Here is an 18474-nt window from a genome sequence, read left to right on the forward strand (position 1 = left end):
TGGGTGCGGTGGCGCGTGGGCCGTCCGCGAGATGGCCGCCGGGCATGGGCGGATCGCTTTTCGAGGGGGTTTTCAAAGGGGGCTGGCCGGCACGAAAAAATCCCGCGACGGGGAGCCGGCCCTTTAAAGTCGAGCCCCGCCGCGGCACAGAAGGAGGAGTGCACGCTGCATGTGATGCAGCCTACACCGGGCCGCGGGCGTCCCCAACACGAACGTTCCGGCGGGGGGGATCGGCGGTCGCTTTGCTTTGCGACGCCCGTGCCCGTGCCATCCTGGGTGCGTGTCCAGGATTCGGGGTCGCGGTGCAGCGGCGCAAGGCTTTCCGTGGGTCGCCGTGGCGGGGTGGTACGCGGTCACCCGCGTGGTCGTCGTCGCGGTGCTGGCCATCGCCGTCGCGGTGGATCTGCGGGGGCAGGAGGCGTCGGCCGGGGCGGGTGCCGTGAGTGGGGCCGGTGCGGTTGCCGGAGCGGGGACGTTTGCCGGGGTGTGGACGCCCGCCGGGATGGGCGAGGTCGCGCGGGAGACGTGGGATCGCCTCAATGCATGGGACGCCCAGTGGATGCGGGACATCGCCGAACGCGGTTACTTCGGGCTCGGGGAGGTCGACGGCGACCCCGGGCATTGGCGGTCGCTGGCCTTCTTCCCCCTGATGCCGTACCTGATCCGGGCGGTGTCGTTCGTGACGTTCCTGCCCGCCGATTGGGCGGGCGCCCTGATTTCGCTGGTGGCCGGTGTGGCCTTCGCGTTCGCGGCGGCCGCCCTCGCCGGACGGATGGGTGCGCCGCGCCGGGCGATGGTCCTGGCGTCTGTGGCGGTGACGACCGCTCCCATGGCCGTCGTCATGCTCATGCCCTATACGGAGGCCCTGTTCCTGGCGCTGGCGGGGTGGGGGTTGGTGGCGGTCGTCGACAAGCGATGGGGCCGCGCCGCAGTGCTGTTCCTGTTGGCGGGGCTGACCCGGTCGACGGCGTTGGGGCTGTTCCTCGTGCTGGCCGTCGCCGTGCTGGCCGGTGACCGCCGCAACCCGCGGGCGTGGGCGGCCGTCGCCGTGGCGCCGGTGGGGTGGGCGGCGTATCTGGCGTGGTCGTCGGCGCGGTTGAGCGACGCCGGCGGGTACTTCGGCGCGCAGGCCCGCGGCTGGAACTCCGAGGTCGACGGCGGGGCCGCGACGCTGCGGTGGTTGTGGCGGAGCTTCTTCGAATCGCGCGAAACCGGGTATTTCGTGTCCGCCGCCGTGATCGTCGCGGTGGCGGCGACCCTGGCGTGGGCGTTCGCGGAGTGGGCGGTGGCGAGGATCCTGGCGTGGCGCGCGGGGCAGCGCGGCGGCGCGGGGGAGCGTGGCGATGCGGGGGAGCGCGACGAGGTGGTCGATCCCGCGCCGTCCGCCGTGGGTGACCGGACTTACTCGGCCGCGGCGTTCGTCGACCGGTGGGGAGCCTGCTGGCCGGTGCTGGTGTTCTCGTGTCTGGCGGTCGGGCAGGTGCTGGTCAGCGACGGATTGATGCATTCGAGGCCGCGCCTGTTCCTGTCGGGGGTGTTGGTGCTGCTCGTGTTCGCGGCGCCGTTGGCGAGGATGCGCGCGTTCGCCCGGGCCTGGGTGCTCGCGGCGTGGGTGCTGGGTTCGGCGTGGGTCGGGGCGTACATGCTGGTGCCCTTCCCGTGGGCGATCTGACGGCGTCCGCCACCTGCCGCCTGCCCACATGGCCGTCCGCGGCCGCACACTCGCCGCCACACTGGGCGGAAAGACGAGGGGAGAAAGCGGCGGGCGTGCGCGCCGGGCGGGGCTACACGCTCTTGCGCGACAGGGCCACGGTCGACGCGATCATCGCCACCAGCGCCGCACCCATCCATACCCACTGCGAGCCCTGCGTCTGGAACTTCTCGCCCAGCACCGCATACCCCAGCGCGAACGCGACCACCGGCTCCGCGCACGTCATCGCCGGCAACGAATTCCGCAGCGCCCCCGCATTGAACGACGCCTGCTGCACCGCCACGCCCACCAACGCCAAGGCGAGCAGCGACCACAGCTCCCACGAGCGGACGAACTCCCCCAAGTCGCCGTGCACCCAAATGTCCACGACGGCCTTCGACAACACGGCGACGAAGCCGTACAACCAGCCCGTCGCCAATCCCAGAACCAGCGCCTTCTCCGACCTGAGCAGAGTGCCCGCCGCGTGGTACATCACCGCGAACACCACCGCGCCGATGGCCAGCGCCGGAATCCAGCGCGCCAGCGGCGGCTGCGGATCGCCCGGCAATGGCCGCCCCAACATCACCAGCACCGCCACGGCGACGGTCAGCAGCACCGCCCACGCCGTCTCCGACTTCGAAATCCGCCGCCCCGCGATCCTTGCCGCCAACGGCAACGTGAACATCAGCGACATCACCAACAGCGGCTGCACCAGCAGCAACGTGCCAAAGGCCAGCGCGCCGATCTGCAGGCCATACCCCGCCAACGCCAGCAGCACCCCGGCCCACCACATCGGCCGCGAAACCACCGACCACACGCCGGACATGGTCCCGGCGTCGTCGGGAAGCTCATCGGCGAGGCGGTGGCGGATGACGGTCCCCCACGCGATCGACAACGCCGAGCCGAGGCCCAACATGATCGCGAGGACTTGATTGTGCACGACGCCAGATTACCCGCACGCGGTCGTCGCAAAGCGGGAGCGGCGACCGACGCGCCGCCCGCCGCGCCCGACGGCCCCCGAAGCCCCGCCCGACCGCGCAAAACTCGGGACGCAGCGGCGGCGGCCCCTGTTGTATCGTTTACGGGAAACCCGAGTGCGTTCACGCACGGAGGTGACCGCCCGGGCGGATTGCGCACGGGCTGACGGACGAACAGGTCTGGAGGACGCCGACCATGGCATTGGTCGTACAGAAGTACGGTGGTTCATCGCTGGAGAACGCGGAGCGCATCCGCCGGGTGGCGGAGCGCATCGTGGAGACCAAGAAGCAGGGCCACGACGTTGTCGTCGTGTGCTCGGCGATGGGCGACACCACCGATGAGCTGATGGACCTGGCCAGCCAGGTCAACCCGGTTCCTCCGGCGCGCGAGATGGACATGCTGCTGACCGCCGGCGAGCGCATCTCGAACTCGCTGGTCGCCATGGCCATCGCCTCGCTGGGCGCGTCGGCGCGGTCGTTCACCGGCTCGCAGGCCGGCGTGATCACCACCGAGCGCCACGGCAACGCCCGCATCGTCGAGGTCACGCCGGGCCGCGTCCGCGAGGCGCTGGACGAGGGCCACATCTGCCTGGTCGCCGGTTTCCAGGGCGTCAACCGCGAGACGAAGGACGTCACCACGCTGGGCCGCGGCGGCTCGGACACCACCGCCGTGGCGCTGGCCGCCGCGCTGGAGGCCGACGTCTGCGAGATCTACTCCGACGTCGACGGCGTGTACACCGCCGACCCGCGCATCGTGCCCAACGCCCAGCGCCTGGACACCATCTCCTTCGAGGAGATGCTCGAGCTCGCCGCCGTCGGCGCGAAGATCCTGCAGCTGCGCTGCGTGGAGTACGCGCGGGCGTTCAACGTGCCGCTGCGCGTGCGGTCGTCCTACAGCAATGAAATCGGCACCCTCGTCAACGGAACAGTGGAGGATATTCCCGTGGAAGAAGCAGTTCTCACCGGCGTCGCGCACGACCGCTCGGAAGCCAAGATCACCATCCTGGGCATCCCGGATGTCGCGGGCCAGGCGGCGCAGGTGTTCCGCGCGGTGGCGGATGCGGAGATCAACATCGACATGGTCCTGCAGAACGTCTCGTCCATCGACGACAACCGCACGGACATCACCTTCACCTGCCCCCGCGAGGACGGGCCGCGCGCGCTGGAGCTGCTGAAGAAGCTGCAGGCCGAGGGTGACTGGCGCGATGTGCTTTACGACGACCACGTGGGCAAGGTTTCGCTGGTGGGAGCCGGCATGAAGTCGCACCCCGGCGTCACCGCGACGTTCTGCGAGGCGCTGGCCGAGGCCGACGTCAACATCGAGCTGATTTCGACGTCGGAGATCCGCATTTCGGTCCTGATCCGCGACACCGACCTGGACGTCGCCGTGCGCGTGCTGCACGAGGCGTTCCAGCTCGGCGGCGACGAAGAGGCCGTCGTCTACGCGGGCACGGGCCGCTAGGGCTCGGGTCCGCTGGTCCGCTGGTCCGCCGGGGCGCGGGCGGCCAGTCCGCCGGGCCATCGGACCACCGGAGGCGCCGGCCACCCCGCGCCCGCCCGCTTTCCCACGATTTTTCAGGTTCCACACTTTTTCGGTTCCCGCGCCGCGGGGCCGGCACCCCAGGAGGGTTTTCGCATGACCACCATCGCCATCGTCGGTGCCACGGGCCAGGTCGGCCGCGTGATGCGCAGCATTCTCGCCGAGCGGGATTTCCCGGCGGACGAGGTCCGTTTCTTCGCGTCCGCGCGTTCGGCGGGCAAGACCATCGAGTTCCGCGGCAAGGACATCGTGGTGGAGGACGTCGCCGCGGCGTCCGACGAGGACCTGAAGGGCATCGACATCGCGCTGTTCTCGGCGGGCGGCACGCTGTCGAAGGAGCAGGCGCCGCGTTTCGCGGCGGCCGGCGCCACGGTCGTCGACAACTCGTCGGCGTGGCGGAAGGACCCGGAGGTGCCGCTGATCGTCTCCGAGGTCAACCCGGCGGAGGCGAAGAACACGCCGAAGGGCATCATCGCGAACCCGAACTGCACCACGATGGCCGCGATGCCGGTGCTCAAGCCGCTTCACGATGACGCCGGTCTGGCGCGCCTCCGGGTCGCCTCGTACCAGGCGGTGTCGGGTTCGGGTCTGGCGGGCGTGTCGACGCTGGCCGATCAGGTTCGCGCGAACGAGCCGGAGATGGAGAAGCTGGCCACCGACGGCTCCGCGCTGCAGGCCGGTGATCTGGGCCCGTACGTCGAGCCGATCGCGTTCAACGCGCTGCCGCTGGCCGGTGGCCTGGTCGACGACGGTTCGCTGGAGACCGACGAGGAGCAGAAGCTCCGCAACGAGTCCCGCAAGATCCTGGACATCCCGGAACTGGCGGTGGCGGGCACCTGCGTGCGCGTGCCGGTGTTCTCGGGCCACACGCTGGTCGTCCACGCCGAGTTCGAGCGGCCGATTGACGTCGAGCGGGCGAAGGAGCTGCTGGGCGACGCCCCGGGCGTGAAGCTCGTCGACGTGCCCACCCCGCTGGCGGCGACGGGGATCGATGAGTCCTTGGTCGGCCGCATCCGCGTGGATCAGTCGGTGCCGGAGGGGCGCGGCCTGGTGCTGGTCGTCTCCGGCGACAACCTGCGCAAGGGTGCCGCGCTGAACACGGTGCAGATCGCCGAGCTGCTGGTCTAGTTCCGTGGCCGGGCTCCGCGGAGCCGGCGGGCCCAGCGGTGTTCAGCTGGGCCCGAGAACGAGCGTGACTCGATCGGGGCCGAAAGCGAGTGCGGCCTGACAAAAGGAGAGGCGGGGTTGCCGGGATTGTCCCGGCGGCCCCGCCTTTCGACATGTGCGGCGGCTGAATATGTGGCGGCTGACCCGCCACATCAGGCGCACGGCACCCAGTGGGGCACGCGCGCACGGCACCCAGTGGGCACAAGCGCACGTCACTAATGGGCAATCGATTTCGCCACGCGGCATTCCATTCACCGCCCGGCGCCGGAGTTGCACGGAGAGGGGTCGCAGGTTGCTTGGAGTTAGGCGCAAACTGCAGCCACTGACCAAGTGAACGTCGATAAAAGGCCAGGTGACGGAATCGAGTGGCTGCGTTTTCGCGCTAGCGTCGCCCATGCGGGCTCCATCGCCACCCGTGTGCCGCCCCCTGGCCTAAACCCACCCCGAATGCGCAGGCCCACCCGCTGTAACAGGTGGGTCTGCACATTCGGGGTGGGTCTGCCACGGCGGTTGCGCAGGCCGGCCCGATTCGGGGTGGGTTAGCCGATTCGGCACGGGCGGTCGCGGTGGCGGGGACAGCTCAACCGCCGCGGAAGACGATCGCAATGCCACGGGCCGACCTCAAGGCCGCAGAAGCCGCTCGAAACGCCGCGAGCCGATCGCAGCGCAACGTCGCGGGACGCGAAACCTAAATCGCGGCGAGGTGTCGTTTGCCAGGCTCGTCGTCCTCGTCGGCGGCGCCATCGCCCTTGCCCTCGGTCGCGGCGACGAGGTCCTGGCGGGCGCGGGCCACGCGGGAGCGGATGGTGCCCACGCGCACGCCGGCGATGTCGGCGGCTTCCTTGTAGGTGTAGCCGAGCACCTGGGTCAGGATCAGCGCTTCACGACGGTCCTGGTCCAGCGATTCCATGAGCACCCGCGCGTCGACCAGTTCGGCCCAGGACGTGCCCGTGGACGATGCCTGGGTGGCGTCCTCCCATGCCACCGCGGACTTGCGGGGCCGGGCCATGTCGTGGCGCACGGAGTCGACCCACGCGCGGCGGGCGAGCGACAGCAGCCACGTGCGGGCGGAGGACCGGCCGGCGAAACGGGGCAGCGCGGACATGACGCGGAGGTACGTCTCCTGCGTCAGATCGTCGGCGACGTCGGTGTTGGCCAGGTGGGCCAGAAGGCGCCAAACGTCCTGCTGGGTGGCGCGAATGAACTCGGTCAGCGCCGCGCGGTCACCGCGGCCCGCTTTCAGGGCCAGGGCGGTGACGCGGTCGTCTTCGCGCTGCCGATCAGTCATGAAGACACCATAGCAAGGCGACTCATGCGGGGGTGCATTCGATAAGCCCAACCCCAACAATACGGGGCTATAGATAGCGCGAGACTGATAAGTCCGCTATCATCGGAACCACCGCCGGGAAGCACTGCCGGAAAGCCCCGCCCCAGGGCTCCGACTCGGCGAACCGGCCCCACATGGGCGTCGCAAAGCAAGGCCGCGGACCACCCGCCGCCGACCGCGCAGAGGACGCCCCAGGATCACCAAGGAGCACCACTCATGACCTCCAGCAAGGACATCGCCGACCAGGGCCTGGACACGGGCACCTCCAACGGCCCGACCACCCGCCTCAACGGCGCCCCCGTCTCCTCCGAACAGCACTCCGTGACCACCGGCCCCCAGGGCGGCGTGCAGATCCACGACGTGCACCTCATCGAGAAGCTGTCCCACTTCAACCGCGAGCGCATCCCCGAGCGCGTCGTCCACGCCAAGGGCGGCGGCGCCTTCGGCGAGCTGACCATCACCGGCGACGTCTCCCGCTACACCAAGGCCGGCCTGTTCCAGCCCGGCGCCGTGACCCCGATGCTGGCCCGCTTTTCGACGGTCGCCGGCGAGCAGGGTTCGCCCGACGGGTGGCGCGACGTCCGCGGATTCGCGTTGAAGTTCTACACCGACGAGGGCATCTACGACCTGGTCGGCAACAACACCCCCGTGTTCTTCATCCGCGACGGCATCAAGTTCCCCGATTTCATCCACTCCCAGAAGCGCCTGCCCGACACCGGCCTGCGCGACGCCAACATGCAGTGGGACTTCTGGACTTCCTCGCCGGAGTCCGCCCACCAGGTCACCTACCTGATGGGCGACCGCGGCATCCCGAAGACCTGGCGCAACATGGACGGCTTCGGCTCGCACACCTACCAGTGGATCAACGAAGCCGGCGAGCGCTTCTGGGTGAAGTACCACTTCAAGACCCGCCAGGGCTGGGACTTCCTCACCGACGCCGAGGCCGAGGAACTCGTCGGCCGCGACACCGACCACTCCCGCAAGGACCTCTTCGACGCCATCGAGCGCGGCGACTACCCGACGTGGGACGTCAAGGTGCAGATCATGCCCTTCGACGAGGCCGCCGGGTACCGCTGGAACCCGTTCGACCTGACCAAGACCTGGTCACAGAAGGACTACCCGCTCATCGACGTCGGACACTTCACCCTGAACGAGAACCCGCGCAACTTCTTCGCGCAGATCGAGCAGGCCGCGTTCGCACCGTCGAACCTGGTCGAGGGCATCGGCTTCTCGCCCGACAAGATGCTGCTGGCCCGCGCCTTCGCCTACGCCGACGCGCACCGCTACCGCCTGGGCGCCAACTCCGACCAGCTGCCCGTCAACTGCCCGACGGTGCAGGTCAACTCCTTCGCGCAGGACGGTGCCGCCACCCACCGTTTCGCCGACCCGAAGCTGCCCGTCCACGGCTCCAACGCCGCCGGCCGCGGTTCCCAGGAGTCGGGTGACCACGGCGACCTCGGTCTGTGGGCCTCGGAGGGCGAGGAGCCGTTCCGCGGCGCGTACGTGGAGCACCCGGAGGACGACGACTTCATCCAGGCGGGCATCCTGGTCCGCGAGGTCCTCGATGACGCCGCCCGCGACCGCCTGGCCGGCAACATCGCCCGCGCCATGGCCGGCGTGACCCCGGAGGTCGAGGAGCGCGTCTACGCCTACTGGACCAACGTCGACGAGTGGCTCGGCGCGGAGGTGCGCAAGCGCTTCACCGCCGCCAAGTAGGCGTAACCGCTGCGCCGCGCACCTGCGGCACGGAAAACCCGCCCCGGGGCGACCGCGAACCAATGGTTCGGCGGTGGCCCGGGGCGGGTTTCGGTCGTCGGCGGGAAGAGGGGAGGACTCGCCCCGCCGGACGCGATCGGCCCGGTTTTACGCGAAGAAGAGCTTCGGGAAAAGCCGGGAAGCCGGAGACTCGGCGGGCTCCGCCGGAGTGGCGGCCACGGCGTCCTCGGCGGCCTCGGCCGGGGTCGCGGCCTGAGCAGCCTCGGCCGGAGTGGCGGCTTCCGCCGGCTTGGCGGCTTCGGCAGCCTCGGCCGGGGTGGCGGCCTGAGCGGCCTCGGCGGCCTCAGCCGGGGCGGCGGCCTGGGCGGCCTGGGTGGCCGCAGCGGCCTCGGACGGCTTGGCGGCGTCCGCGCCCTCGGCGGGCTTGGACGCCCCGGTGTTCTCCGCGGTCTCCGCGGCGTTGCCGCCGGAAGTCTCGGGGGTGGCCGGGGTCTCGGGCTTGGGGGTCTCGGGCTTCGGAACGTCGATCGAGTCGGTGACGATGCCGTTGCCCGTGTTGACGTCGGTGATGTCCGACACGTGGGTGGAGTTGTCGTCCTTGGTGTGGACGTCCAGGAAGTCCTCGCCGAACGGGAGGTTGATGTCACCGAACGTCGAGCCGAGATTCACGTCGCCGCCGCCGATGCGCTCGAGGGCGGGGAAAGGGGATTCGACGACGATGTAGGGGCCATCCGGGATCGCGTCGACGACCTGGGCGATGGCGGAAATGGTGGCGGCGTCCATTAGGCGCTTCCTTCTGAATGCTGCAGCTGTGCGTATGACGGGGCGGACGCGACCGGCGTGGGGCCGGTCGCGCGGGCGATGGGGGGAAACCCCGTGCAGGCAGAACGCTCACTTGGAACGCGGTGGCAACGTGGCCGAAAGCGGCCCCGGAACGCCGTGGCATTCCGGGGCCGCCGCCTGGACGGGGATTCCCGTGCGTGCGAGCTGAGCTCGCGGGTGGCTCGAATCGGTGATTCGAGCCGGAGGCCGTTACTAGCCCTTGGTGGCGACGCCGTTGCCCGCGTTGATGTCCAGGATGTCGGAAACGTGGGTGGAGTGGTCATCCTCGGTGTGGACGTCGAGGAAGTCCTCGCCGAACGGCATGTTGATGTCACCGAAGGTGGAACCCAGGTTGACGTCGCGGCCGGCGATCTGCTCCAGGGCCGGGAACGGGGTCTCGAAGGTGATGTACGGACCGGTCGGCGCGGCGGCGACGACCTCGGCGATGGCGGAAATGGTGTTGGCGTCCATGTGAACGACTCCCCTTTGTGTCTGAGTGCGAAGTGGTGGCTGAGAACCTTTGCGCTTGGCGCGCGGGTGGTCGACCCCCTGAGGTCTCCCTGAATCTCTCGCGGTAGACACTAAGACCGTTCTTGGCTTTGCGCAATCGTTATCTCCGCCTTCGAACTTGCCGAAAACGCCCCAAACGTAAGGGGTTATGGCGTTTATTGACGTATCCCTAAAAGCGCTGCGTGCCAGTTGTTTACGAGTTGTTTACCTTCACCATCGGGAAGGTAACGACGTTAGCTCTTTCTAATTTTGGCACTGCCAGCGGAAACGATTGTGTAACGACTTTCTCGCAGGCAAGGCTAGCCTCATTATCGAGGTGAACGAGATGTTTCGGGGTTCGCCCCGGCCAAACTTCGATCGCCGGATCCGGTCGTCCCGTTACGCGCGTTAATGTGAGCTAACACACATCCCGGCGGCTCGGGGAAAGGGTTAACATGCCCCCGTCCGGGGGTATTTCCGAATTATGTGTAACGCACAGGTGACGGGCGTTCACGGGCCGGTCCCTCCCCGCGCCCCCGAAAACGCGGAAGGGCCCCTCTCCCCGGCAACGGGGAAGAGGGGCCCGGTGAGCGTCGTAAAGCGGACGCGCGCCGCGGATCTGAGCCGGGACGCGGGACGGCGACGCTCAGCGCCGATCCGAGTGGTCCTCCGACGACCCGTCCCGCGAGCCGAGCACGGCCCGCCCGAGGACCTCCGACGCGACGGTGGCCACGATCAGCAGCGCCACCACCGCCAGCAGGGCGCTTAGCACCTTGCCCACCGTCAGCGTCCCCTGATCGAACTCCAGGATCAGATTGCCCGCCACCAGCAGCGGCACGCCGACCATCACGCCGGCGGACAGCTGGTTCAGGCGCGACAGGGCGTCCGGCGCGCGCCACATCGCGACCGCCGCCCCCAGCAGGTACGCCGACCCGCCGACTACGGCGAAGGTGAACAGGATCGCGGTGATCACGGTTCCGATGGCCATGTCCTACCTCCTTCCCCGCGAAATCACGCGTGACAGGCCCACGGTCGACAGGATGCCCAGCAGGCCCGCCAACATGGCGATGTCGAACGTGATGGCCGTTTCGCGGAACAGCGCGGTGGTCAGGAACACGCCGACCATCGAGAAGAACGCGACGTCCGACATCACCGCGCGCGAGACGTTGCCCTTCACGCGGAACACCAGGATCACGGTGATCAGGAAAGCCACGGAGCACAGGGCGACGCCGATGCCTCCGACTGCGTGCACGAGGGTTTCACTCATGGTCCGCCTCCTTCGCGGGCGTGCGGCGCCGGTCGGCCGCCGCGCCGGCGTCCGGGTCCGTGTCCGGGTCGCCGCTGTCGTGCGTGACGACGTCCACCGTGGGGTCATCCGCCCCGCCCCTGTGGTCCGCCGTCTGTTCCGGGATGACGTCTTCCTCCATCGGATCGTCGACGACCCTGATGCCGTCGGGCAGATCGGGCAGCCCGTCGCGCGTTTCGGCGGCCGTGCCGACGCGCGCGCCCGGGTCCGCGTGCATGGTCGCGTCGTAGCCCTCGAACACGAACGCCCGCGGCCGCGGCAGGTCGCGGACCCGCGGGGCCATGCGCTCCTCCATGTCGTAGAGGGCGTCGTACGCGGCTTCCAGGTCCTCGCCGAACATGACGTGGACGATGAACATGCGCCCGCCGCCCTCCAGCGACCTGGTGCCGCACACCAGGGTGCCCGGCGTCATGGTGATGGACGCGGACAGGCCGACGATCTCGTTGTCGGTGGTGATGCGCAGCGGCATGCCGATCAGGATCGGCTTCTGCTTCTGCCGGGGCCGCACGGCGTCCACGAGCACGTCGGTGGCCGCCGAGATGACCTGGCCGACCAGCCACGCCGAATAGAGGGGTATGTGCAGGAAGCTCATCGGGTCGCCCCTTCCCGGACGTTGTCGAGGTTGCCGAAGGAAATCGCCTCGGACGGGTTGCCCAGCGCGGCGTCGACGTAGGCGGGCACGTCGACCAGCGCATCGCCGGCCGCGCCCGTCCAGCCCGCGACCACGCCGGCGAAGACGAACATGAGAGAGCTCGCCACCGCCAGGAACGCGGAGGGGGCCACCAGGCCGCCGCGGACGTGGAGGTCATCGTCGATGCCCTGCATCGGCCGGCCCCAGAACACGCCCCGCCAAACGCGGATCATGGCCAGCATGGCGCCCAGCGACGCCAGCACGATGACCGCGATGACCACGACCGAGCGCGCGTCGCCCGAGGACGCCGCCGCGAAGACGACGCCGACCTTGCCCCACACCCCGGAGAACGGCGGGAAGCCGACGATGGAGAACGCCATCGCCGCGAAGACCCACGCCACGAGCTGATCCCTGCGGGCCAGGCCGGACAGGCGCGAAAGAGTCCCGGTACCGTACGTCTCCTCGATCGCGCCGGAGGCCAGCACCAGCGAACCGACGGTGACCATGTGGTGCAGCGCGTAGAAGATGCCGGCGGCCAGCACCGCGGGCGCGTCGCCGTCGGTGAACGCCAGCACCACCAGGATGAACGGCATGCCGTTGACCATCTGGTACGCCAGCACGCGGCGCATCGTCGTCTCGGCGATGCCCGCGTAGGCGCCGATCATCATCGACACCGCCATCAGCGCGATGATCGGCCAGTGCCACGACGGCTCCATGTCCACGATGACCACGTACACGCGGAACAGCATGTACACGGCGACCTTGGTGTGCACCGCCGAGAAGATCGCCATCACCGCGGGCGACGTCGACGGGTAGGTCCGCGGCAGCCACGTGTGCGTGGGCACCAGGCCCGCCTTCACGCTCAGCGCGATGACCACCAGGCCCAGCGCCACCGCGCCCGGGCCGCCGCCGGAGGCCATGCCGGCCAGCAGCGCGATGTTCACCGAGCCGACCGAACCGTAGACCAGGGTGACGCCGACCAGCAGGACCGTCGACGTCATCAGGTTGACCAGCACGAAGGAGCGGCCGGCTGCGAGGCGGTGCCACGTGCCCGTCACGGCGATGAGGCCGTACGACGGCAGCAGCATCACCTCCATGAACACGAAGAAGTTGAACAGGTCGGCGGTGAGGAACGCCCCCGCCATGCCCGACAGCATCATCAGCGTCAGGGCGGGGAAGAAGCGCGACTTGTTCTCGCCGACGGCCTGGGCGAACCAGGAGCCGGCGAAGACCACCAGCGCGGCGACGCCGAGCATGAGCAGCGAGAACGAGTCCGCGACGAAGGGGATGGACACGCCGCCGGGGAACGCGCCGACGTTGTGGCCGATCGGCCCGGATTCCATCACCCGGTACAGCAGCGCGAACGCCACCGCGGCCATGCCCGCCGGCGTGGCCAGGGACAGCGCCACCCGCGCGGGCGCCCACGGCAGCACCGCGGCGATGGCCGCGAGCAGCAGCGGGAAGATGGCCAGCAGCGGCAGCAGGGCGGAGATGGTCTCCGCGGACATGCCGGTCATCAGCGATCACCGTCCTGGGGGTCCTCGGGCGGGTAGTTCTCGTGGCGGATCGAACCGACCCCGGAGCCGGCGTCGGCCGGGCGGCGGCGCCGGGCCCCGCGGCCCGCGGTGGACAGTTGCGCGTTGGCCTCCCGGTCCTCCTGGATGCGGGTGTCGTCGTCGCGGCCCAGCGCCGACATGGCCAGCATGAAGGCGGTCACCGCCATGGTGATGACGATGGCCGTGAGCACGAACGCCTGCGGCAGCGGGTCGGCCGCCGTATCCGCGTCCGCGCGGGCCATCAGCGGCTCCTGCCGCCAGGCGCCGACGCCGGTGGACAGGATGATCAGGTTGGCGGCGTGCGAGATGAACGTCATCCCGATGATGATGCGCACCATGCCGCGCTGCAGCACCAGGTAGGCGCCGCCGCCGGCCAGCACGGCCGCGATGAGGGCGATGATCATGCCCGCACCTCCTCGTCGTCGGTGGAACCGTGATTCGCGCCGCCGGCGGGTGCCGGGGCGGGGTCGGGGGAGTCCGCCCGATCGGGATTCTGCAGCGGCGGGACGTTCAGGCCGGTGCGATTGGTGACCTTCGGCCCGAGCTCGTCGTCCGTCTTCGGGGAGCCGGGGCGGGTCGGGCCGCCCAGGTGGTTCAGCGCCGTGGCCACGATGCCCAGCACCGCCAGGTACACGCCGACGTCGAAGATCAATGCCGTCGTCAGGTGCTGCCCGGCGACGGTGCCGTGCAGCGGCGCCAGGAAGGAGCCCTCCAGGTAACCGACGAAGCCGATGGCGATGGCCACGATCACGCCGAAGCCGCTGAGCAGGTACGGGACGTTGCGCTTGGTCAGCGGGCGGTCGTCCGGGTGGGACAGGTACATGAGCATCAGCGACGACGCGCCGATCAGCGCGGCGTTGAAGCCGCCGCCCGGCTCGTTGCCGCCGCGGAACAGGACGATGACGGACAGGCCGAACAGCAGCGGCGTCATCCACTTGGTCAGCTTGCGCAGCGGCAGCGAATTCAGCCCCGGCTGCGGCAGCGGCCCCGGCCGTCCCGGGTGGTGCTGCCAGCGCGGCATCGAGGCCACCACGGCGGCCGTCGCGATGCCCGCCATGCCCAGCACCGCGAGCTCGCCCAAAGTATCGAAGGCGCGGAACTCGACGAGGATCGTGTTGACGACGTTGTTCTCGCCGGTGATCTTCGGGCCCTCCTCGAGGTACCACTGGGCGATCTCCGGCTTGCCGCGCCGGCCCGTGAGGGTCCACACCGCACCGAACGTCGCCAGCCCCACGCCGACGGCGACGACCGCCGCGACGATGCGGCGGGCGCGGCCGGTGGGGGAGAAGGCGCGCGGCTGGTGGCGCAGCACCAGCATCATCAGCACGACGGTGAGGATCTCCACCAGGAACTGCGTCATGGCTACGTCGGGGGCGCCGAGCAGCAGCACCTGCAGGGTCACGCCCGTGCCGGTGACGCCCAGCAGCACCGCGGCCTGCAGGCGGTTGCGGGCCTGCATGGTCGCGATGACGCCGATGACCACGACCACCAGCGGGATCAGGTCCATCCAGGAGTCGATGCCGTCGACCTTGTCGGGCAGCTCCATGCCGCCGAGGCCGGGCGCGATCAGGATCGCCGCGGCGTAGACCACGATGACCGACAGCATGGGCAGCAGGTGGCGGGTGGGCGCGTGGGAATCGGAGATGGCCGCGAAGACGCGGCCCAGGCGCGCGCCGGCGCGGGTGCCGAACGCCAGCGCCTCGACGCCGGTGAAGGGGAACAGCTTGCGGTCGGCGAGGGCGGCGTTCATCCGCTTGCGCACCAGCACCAGCAGCACGCCGGCGACGAGCACGCCCACAGAGATGAGCAGCGGCACGTTGATCCCGTGCCACAGCTTCAGGTGGGTGGCGTGGTAGTCGCCGCCGAGAACGGTGCGGGCGACCGCGTCGAGGGACCCGTCGAGAAGCGGGCCGACGAAGAAGGCCAGCGGCAGCGACAGCACGCCGGGGACGGCGGCCGGCAGCCACAGGGCGACGGGGGCCTCGCGGACCTCGGAAACGTCGCGGGGGCCGTCGACGAACGCGCCGAAGATCAGGCGCGCCGAGTACGTGAACGTCGCGATCGCGCCGATGGTCGCCGCGGCCAGCAGGATGACCACGCCGGCGTCGGCCAGCGGCGCCTCGGTGAACGCCTCGAGCATGCCTTCCTTGGACAGGAAGCCCAGCGTCGGCGGGATCGCGGCCATCGACGCCGAACCGATGACCATCGACCCGAAGGTCCACGGCATGCGGCGCCACAGCGGGCCCAGGCGGCGGATGTCGCGGGTGCCGGCCTGATGGTCGACGGTGCCCGCGAGCATGAACAGCGAGGACTTGAACAGGGCGTGCGCCAGGGTGTGGACCACCGCGGCGACGATGGCGAAGTGGGTGCCCACGCCGATGGTCGCGACGATCCAGCCGAGCTGGGACACCGTCGAGTAGGCGACCAGGCGCTTGAGGTCCGTCTGCTGGATGGCGAACACTGCCGCCGCGACGGCGGTGGACATGCCCACGACGATCAGCAGGATCTGCCATGCCTGCACGTGGGCGAAGGCCGTCGAAAAGCGCAGGAGCAGGTAAATGCCGGCCTTGACCACCGCAGCTGCGTGCAGGAAGGCGGACACCGGCGTCGCCGCCGCCATGGCCTCCGGCAGCCAGGCCTGGAACGGCAGCTGGGCGGCCTTGGTGAACGCGCCGAGCGCCACCAGCACCGCGACCGTCGTGGTCAGTCCGGTGTTGGCGCCCGGGCCGGTGCCCCACACCTCGTGGGCCAGCAGCTCGGTCAGGTTGGTGGTGCCCGTCGCCCATACGGCGACGCCCAGCGCGGCGAGCAGCAGCAGGCCGCCGGTGAACGTCAGCAGCAGGGTGCGGATCGACCCCGCCTCGCCGCTGGAGCCGGATCGGGCGATGAGCAGGAAGGACGCCATGGACACCAGCTCCCAGCCGATGAACAGCAGCACCACGTCGTCGGCGAGGACGAGCAGCAGCACGGCCAGCATGAACGACGTCATGAGGACGTAGAAGCTCATGGTGCCGCCCTTCGGCGGCAGGTACGCGGTCGAGTACACGAATACCGCGGAACCGATCACCAGCGCGAGCAGGGCGAACACGAGGGATAGCGGGTCGAGGCGGAGCGCGAAGTCCACCCCGGTTCCGCCTGGCAGCAGCGCACCGGCCCACGTCATCCCCCACGTGACCGCATCCCCGTCGAGGACGCCGCCGGCCAGCCGCGCCAGCTGGACGATCGCGGCGACGAAAAACGCCACGATCGGCCAGCCGGCGTGCCTGCCGAGCACTTTCACGAATAAGGGGGTGAGGGCCAGCGCCACCGCAACCAGGGCGGGGACGCTGATCAATGTCACGACAGGGTCGCCTTCCTGTTTGCGTATCGGGGGCAGATCCGGCGGCGCGGGGCCGCGCGGATCTGGTAAATGGCCGAATTCCAGCTTAGCAACCGGGGTGGATGCGGTTTAGGCGGCGAAAGCTGCGCAGCGCCCCGTTCTCCTATATCTCGGGCCGCGGCTTTGCGACGCTCACGTGGGTGCCCCCACGGTCGATGCGTCGATGGCGGCGGGCCCGTCCGCCGCGCCCCGGCGTAGCACCGACGAAATCGCAGGTGCGGGCGTTACCGTGAGGGGCATGGCTTCCCGGAAAGGCGGAATCCGCCGCACGCTGCTGTCCCTGCTCCTCGTTCTGCCGCTGATCGCCGGCGCGGCGTATCTCGGCTGGTCCGGGACCGGACTGTCGTCCGCGTGGACTGCCGACGGGGCGGAGGAGGGGTCCGTCCCCGGGCCGGTGCCCGGCATCGACGTCGCCAAGGTGCAGGAGGCGCGCCGGGCGATCGGCGAGGCGAACACGCAGGCGGGCTTCCTCAAATCGGGAATGAAGCAGGCCACCGACGGCATCGGCGACCTGAAGGGCGGCGGCACCGAGCTGGTCGAGGGCACCGGCGGGGTCCGCAAGGGCGCGTCCGATCTGGCCACCGGGATGAAGGAGCTGCAGGCCGGCACCGGGCGGCTGGGTGCCGGAGCGAAGGACATCGCCGAGGGCGCCGGGGCCATCGCCGACGGAATGGGGCTGCTCAACGTGGCCATCGGCCAGGTGGAGACGTCGATCGGCCCGGCGAAGGAGTCGCTGCGCGCGGCCGGCGACGGCGATGCGGTGGCCAACCTGGAGGCCCTGGAGCGCCAGCTCGGCGCCATCGATTTCGAGGCCATCTCGGGTCAGGCCGAGAAGTTCCGCAAGGGCGCCGACGACCTGTCGTACCAGCTCAACACACCCGGCGCCCCGTACCGCGACGGCGTGTACAACGCCACCGTCGGCGCCGACCGGCTGCGCACCGCGACGGCGGATCTGGACGAGGGCGCCAAGAAGCTCGACGGCGGGCTGAAGCAGCTCGACGACGGCGCCGGGCGGCTCGATGGCATGGCCACGGCGACCGTCGACAAGGTGGGGGCGGCGCAGCGCGCGATGCCCGTGCCCTCCCGCGAGCAGCTGGCCGCGGCGGGGCTGGCAGGCGGGGAAGGCTCCGAGGATGCGGCCGGCGACGCGACGCTCGCGCCGACCCTGGCGTTCATGGTGTCCGCCCTGGTCATGCTGGCCGCGTCCGCGTTGTGGCTGATCTCCGTGCCGCGGCGGGGCGTAAAGGGGGCGGGAGAGGGGACCGATCGCCGCGGCCGGTGGTCCCGCGTGATGCCGAACGGCGCGTTCGCGGGTGCGCTGGTCGGCATCGTGGCCATCGGTTCGCTGGTGCTGTTCATCATGGCCGAGGGCATGGATCTGCTGCGCGGGACGGCCGGCGTGCTCGTGCTCGCGCTCGCCGCGTTGGCGGCGACGGCGGTGTCGCGGGCGGTGCTCGCGGTGTTCGGCGGGCCGTGGGGCCGAGCGGTGATCCTCGCCGGGATGCTCGTGCAGGTCGGCGTCATCGGGTGGGTGTGGCGCAGCGCGGCGGCGCAGGCGTCCGGCGGCGAGGAGATGGCCGCCGCCTGGGGCGTGGTCTCCGCGTTGATGCCGCTGCACCATCCCACTGCGGCGTTGACGGCGCTGGGCAACGCCGGCTCGACGGTGATGTGGGGGACGTCGGCGGGCGTGCTGCTGGCGCTGGTGGTCATCGGCGCGATCATCGGCCGCTTCGGCGAAGGCCGCCGGAAGGCCCCGGCGGTTGCCGTGGCCTCGACCTCATCCGGCACGACCTCATCCGACACGACCGCCGCGCCGGCCGCGGACCCGACCACAGAGGCCCCGGATGGCACGGCGGATGGCGGGAAATAGAAAA

General features: G+C 70.2%; 15 protein-coding genes. 5 read left to right on the top strand and 10 right to left on the bottom strand.

Annotation, left to right across the window (positions count from 1 at the left end; all coding sequences use genetic code 11):
- The first annotated feature begins 334 nt into the window (after nt 1-334).
- Entirely contained in the window at nt 335-1672 is a 1338-nt protein-coding gene (locus tag CHAN_RS00950) for a putative hexosyltransferase (RefSeq protein ID WP_290290912.1), read from the top strand.
- 112 nt (nt 1673-1784) lie between these two features.
- On the opposite strand, the gene CHAN_RS00955 is transcribed toward CHAN_RS00950, so the two are convergent.
- On the bottom strand, nt 1785-2630 hold the full coding sequence (locus CHAN_RS00955) for a DMT family transporter (protein ID WP_048743355.1): 846 nt from the start codon (nt 2628-2630) through the stop codon (nt 1785-1787).
- 233 nt (nt 2631-2863) lie between these two features.
- Between CHAN_RS00955 and CHAN_RS00960 the strand changes: the two genes are divergently transcribed.
- Nucleotides 2864-4129 (top strand): aspartate kinase, encoded by a 1266-nt coding sequence (locus CHAN_RS00960; RefSeq protein ID WP_290290915.1) that lies wholly within the window; start codon nt 2864-2866, stop codon nt 4127-4129.
- Nucleotides 4130-4303: 174 nt separating this feature from the next.
- Nucleotides 4304-5335 carry an aspartate-semialdehyde dehydrogenase gene (locus tag CHAN_RS00965; RefSeq protein ID WP_290290917.1) on the top strand — a complete coding sequence of 344 codons (1032 nt, stop codon included), beginning with the start codon at nt 4304-4306 and terminating at the stop codon, nt 5333-5335.
- A 727-nt stretch (nt 5336-6062) separates the two neighbouring features.
- Here CHAN_RS00965 and CHAN_RS00970 read toward each other — a convergent pair.
- A complete protein-coding gene (locus CHAN_RS00970; RefSeq protein ID WP_048743360.1) occupies nt 6063-6662 on the bottom strand; it encodes an RNA polymerase sigma factor in 600 nt (199 codons plus the stop codon).
- Between the two features lie 255 nt (nt 6663-6917).
- On the opposite strand from CHAN_RS00970, the gene CHAN_RS00975 reads away from it, so the two are divergent.
- Nucleotides 6918-8417 carry a catalase gene (locus tag CHAN_RS00975; protein ID WP_290290921.1) on the top strand — a complete coding sequence of 500 codons (1500 nt, stop codon included), beginning with the start codon at nt 6918-6920 and terminating at the stop codon, nt 8415-8417.
- A 147-nt stretch (nt 8418-8564) separates the two neighbouring features.
- On the opposite strand, the gene CHAN_RS00980 is transcribed toward CHAN_RS00975, so the two are convergent.
- The 8 genes from CHAN_RS00980 to CHAN_RS01015 all read right to left on the bottom strand — a co-directional run bounded on the left by CHAN_RS00980 (nt 8565) and on the right by CHAN_RS01015 (nt 16561).
- The gene (locus tag CHAN_RS00980) at nt 8565-9200 is read right to left on the bottom strand and encodes a hypothetical protein (protein WP_290290923.1); all 636 of its coding nucleotides are present in this window, start codon (nt 9198-9200) and stop codon (nt 8565-8567) included.
- A 252-nt stretch (nt 9201-9452) separates the two neighbouring features.
- Complete coding sequence (locus CHAN_RS00985) at nt 9453-9710, bottom strand: hypothetical protein (RefSeq protein WP_290290925.1); 258 nt, start codon at nt 9708-9710, stop codon at nt 9453-9455.
- A 664-nt stretch (nt 9711-10374) separates the two neighbouring features.
- Nucleotides 10375-10716 carry a monovalent cation/H(+) antiporter subunit G gene (locus CHAN_RS00990; RefSeq protein WP_290290927.1) on the bottom strand — a complete coding sequence of 114 codons (342 nt, stop codon included), beginning with the start codon at nt 10714-10716 and terminating at the stop codon, nt 10375-10377.
- 3 nt (nt 10717-10719) lie between these two features.
- Nucleotides 10720-10995, bottom strand: a complete 276-nt coding sequence (locus CHAN_RS00995) for a monovalent cation/H+ antiporter complex subunit F (protein WP_048743367.1) — start codon at nt 10993-10995, stop codon at nt 10720-10722.
- Nucleotides 10988-11626 (bottom strand): Na+/H+ antiporter subunit E, encoded by a 639-nt coding sequence (locus CHAN_RS01000; protein ID WP_290290929.1) that lies wholly within the window; start codon nt 11624-11626, stop codon nt 10988-10990. The genes CHAN_RS00995 and CHAN_RS01000 overlap by 8 nt, the downstream gene beginning before the upstream one ends.
- On the bottom strand, nt 11623-13182 hold the full coding sequence (locus CHAN_RS01005) for a monovalent cation/H+ antiporter subunit D family protein (RefSeq protein WP_241485447.1): 1560 nt from the start codon (nt 13180-13182) through the stop codon (nt 11623-11625). The genes CHAN_RS01000 and CHAN_RS01005 overlap by 4 nt, the downstream gene beginning before the upstream one ends.
- Nucleotides 13182-13625, bottom strand: a complete 444-nt coding sequence (locus CHAN_RS01010) for a cation:proton antiporter subunit C (protein ID WP_048743368.1) — start codon at nt 13623-13625, stop codon at nt 13182-13184. The genes CHAN_RS01005 and CHAN_RS01010 overlap by 1 nt, the downstream gene beginning before the upstream one ends.
- Nucleotides 13622-16561, bottom strand: coding sequence for a DUF4040 family protein (locus CHAN_RS01015; protein WP_290290935.1), 2940 nt, complete (start codon nt 16559-16561; stop codon nt 13622-13624). The genes CHAN_RS01010 and CHAN_RS01015 overlap by 4 nt, the downstream gene beginning before the upstream one ends.
- A 277-nt stretch (nt 16562-16838) precedes the next feature.
- Between CHAN_RS01015 and CHAN_RS01020 the strand changes: the two genes are divergently transcribed.
- Nucleotides 16839-18470, top strand: coding sequence for a hypothetical protein (locus CHAN_RS01020; RefSeq protein ID WP_290290937.1), 1632 nt, complete (start codon nt 16839-16841; stop codon nt 18468-18470).
- Nucleotides 18471-18474: the final 4 nt, after the last annotated feature.

Source organism: Corynebacterium hansenii (genome assembly GCF_030408795.1).
GTDB lineage: Bacteria > Actinomycetota > Actinomycetes > Mycobacteriales > Mycobacteriaceae > Corynebacterium > Corynebacterium hansenii.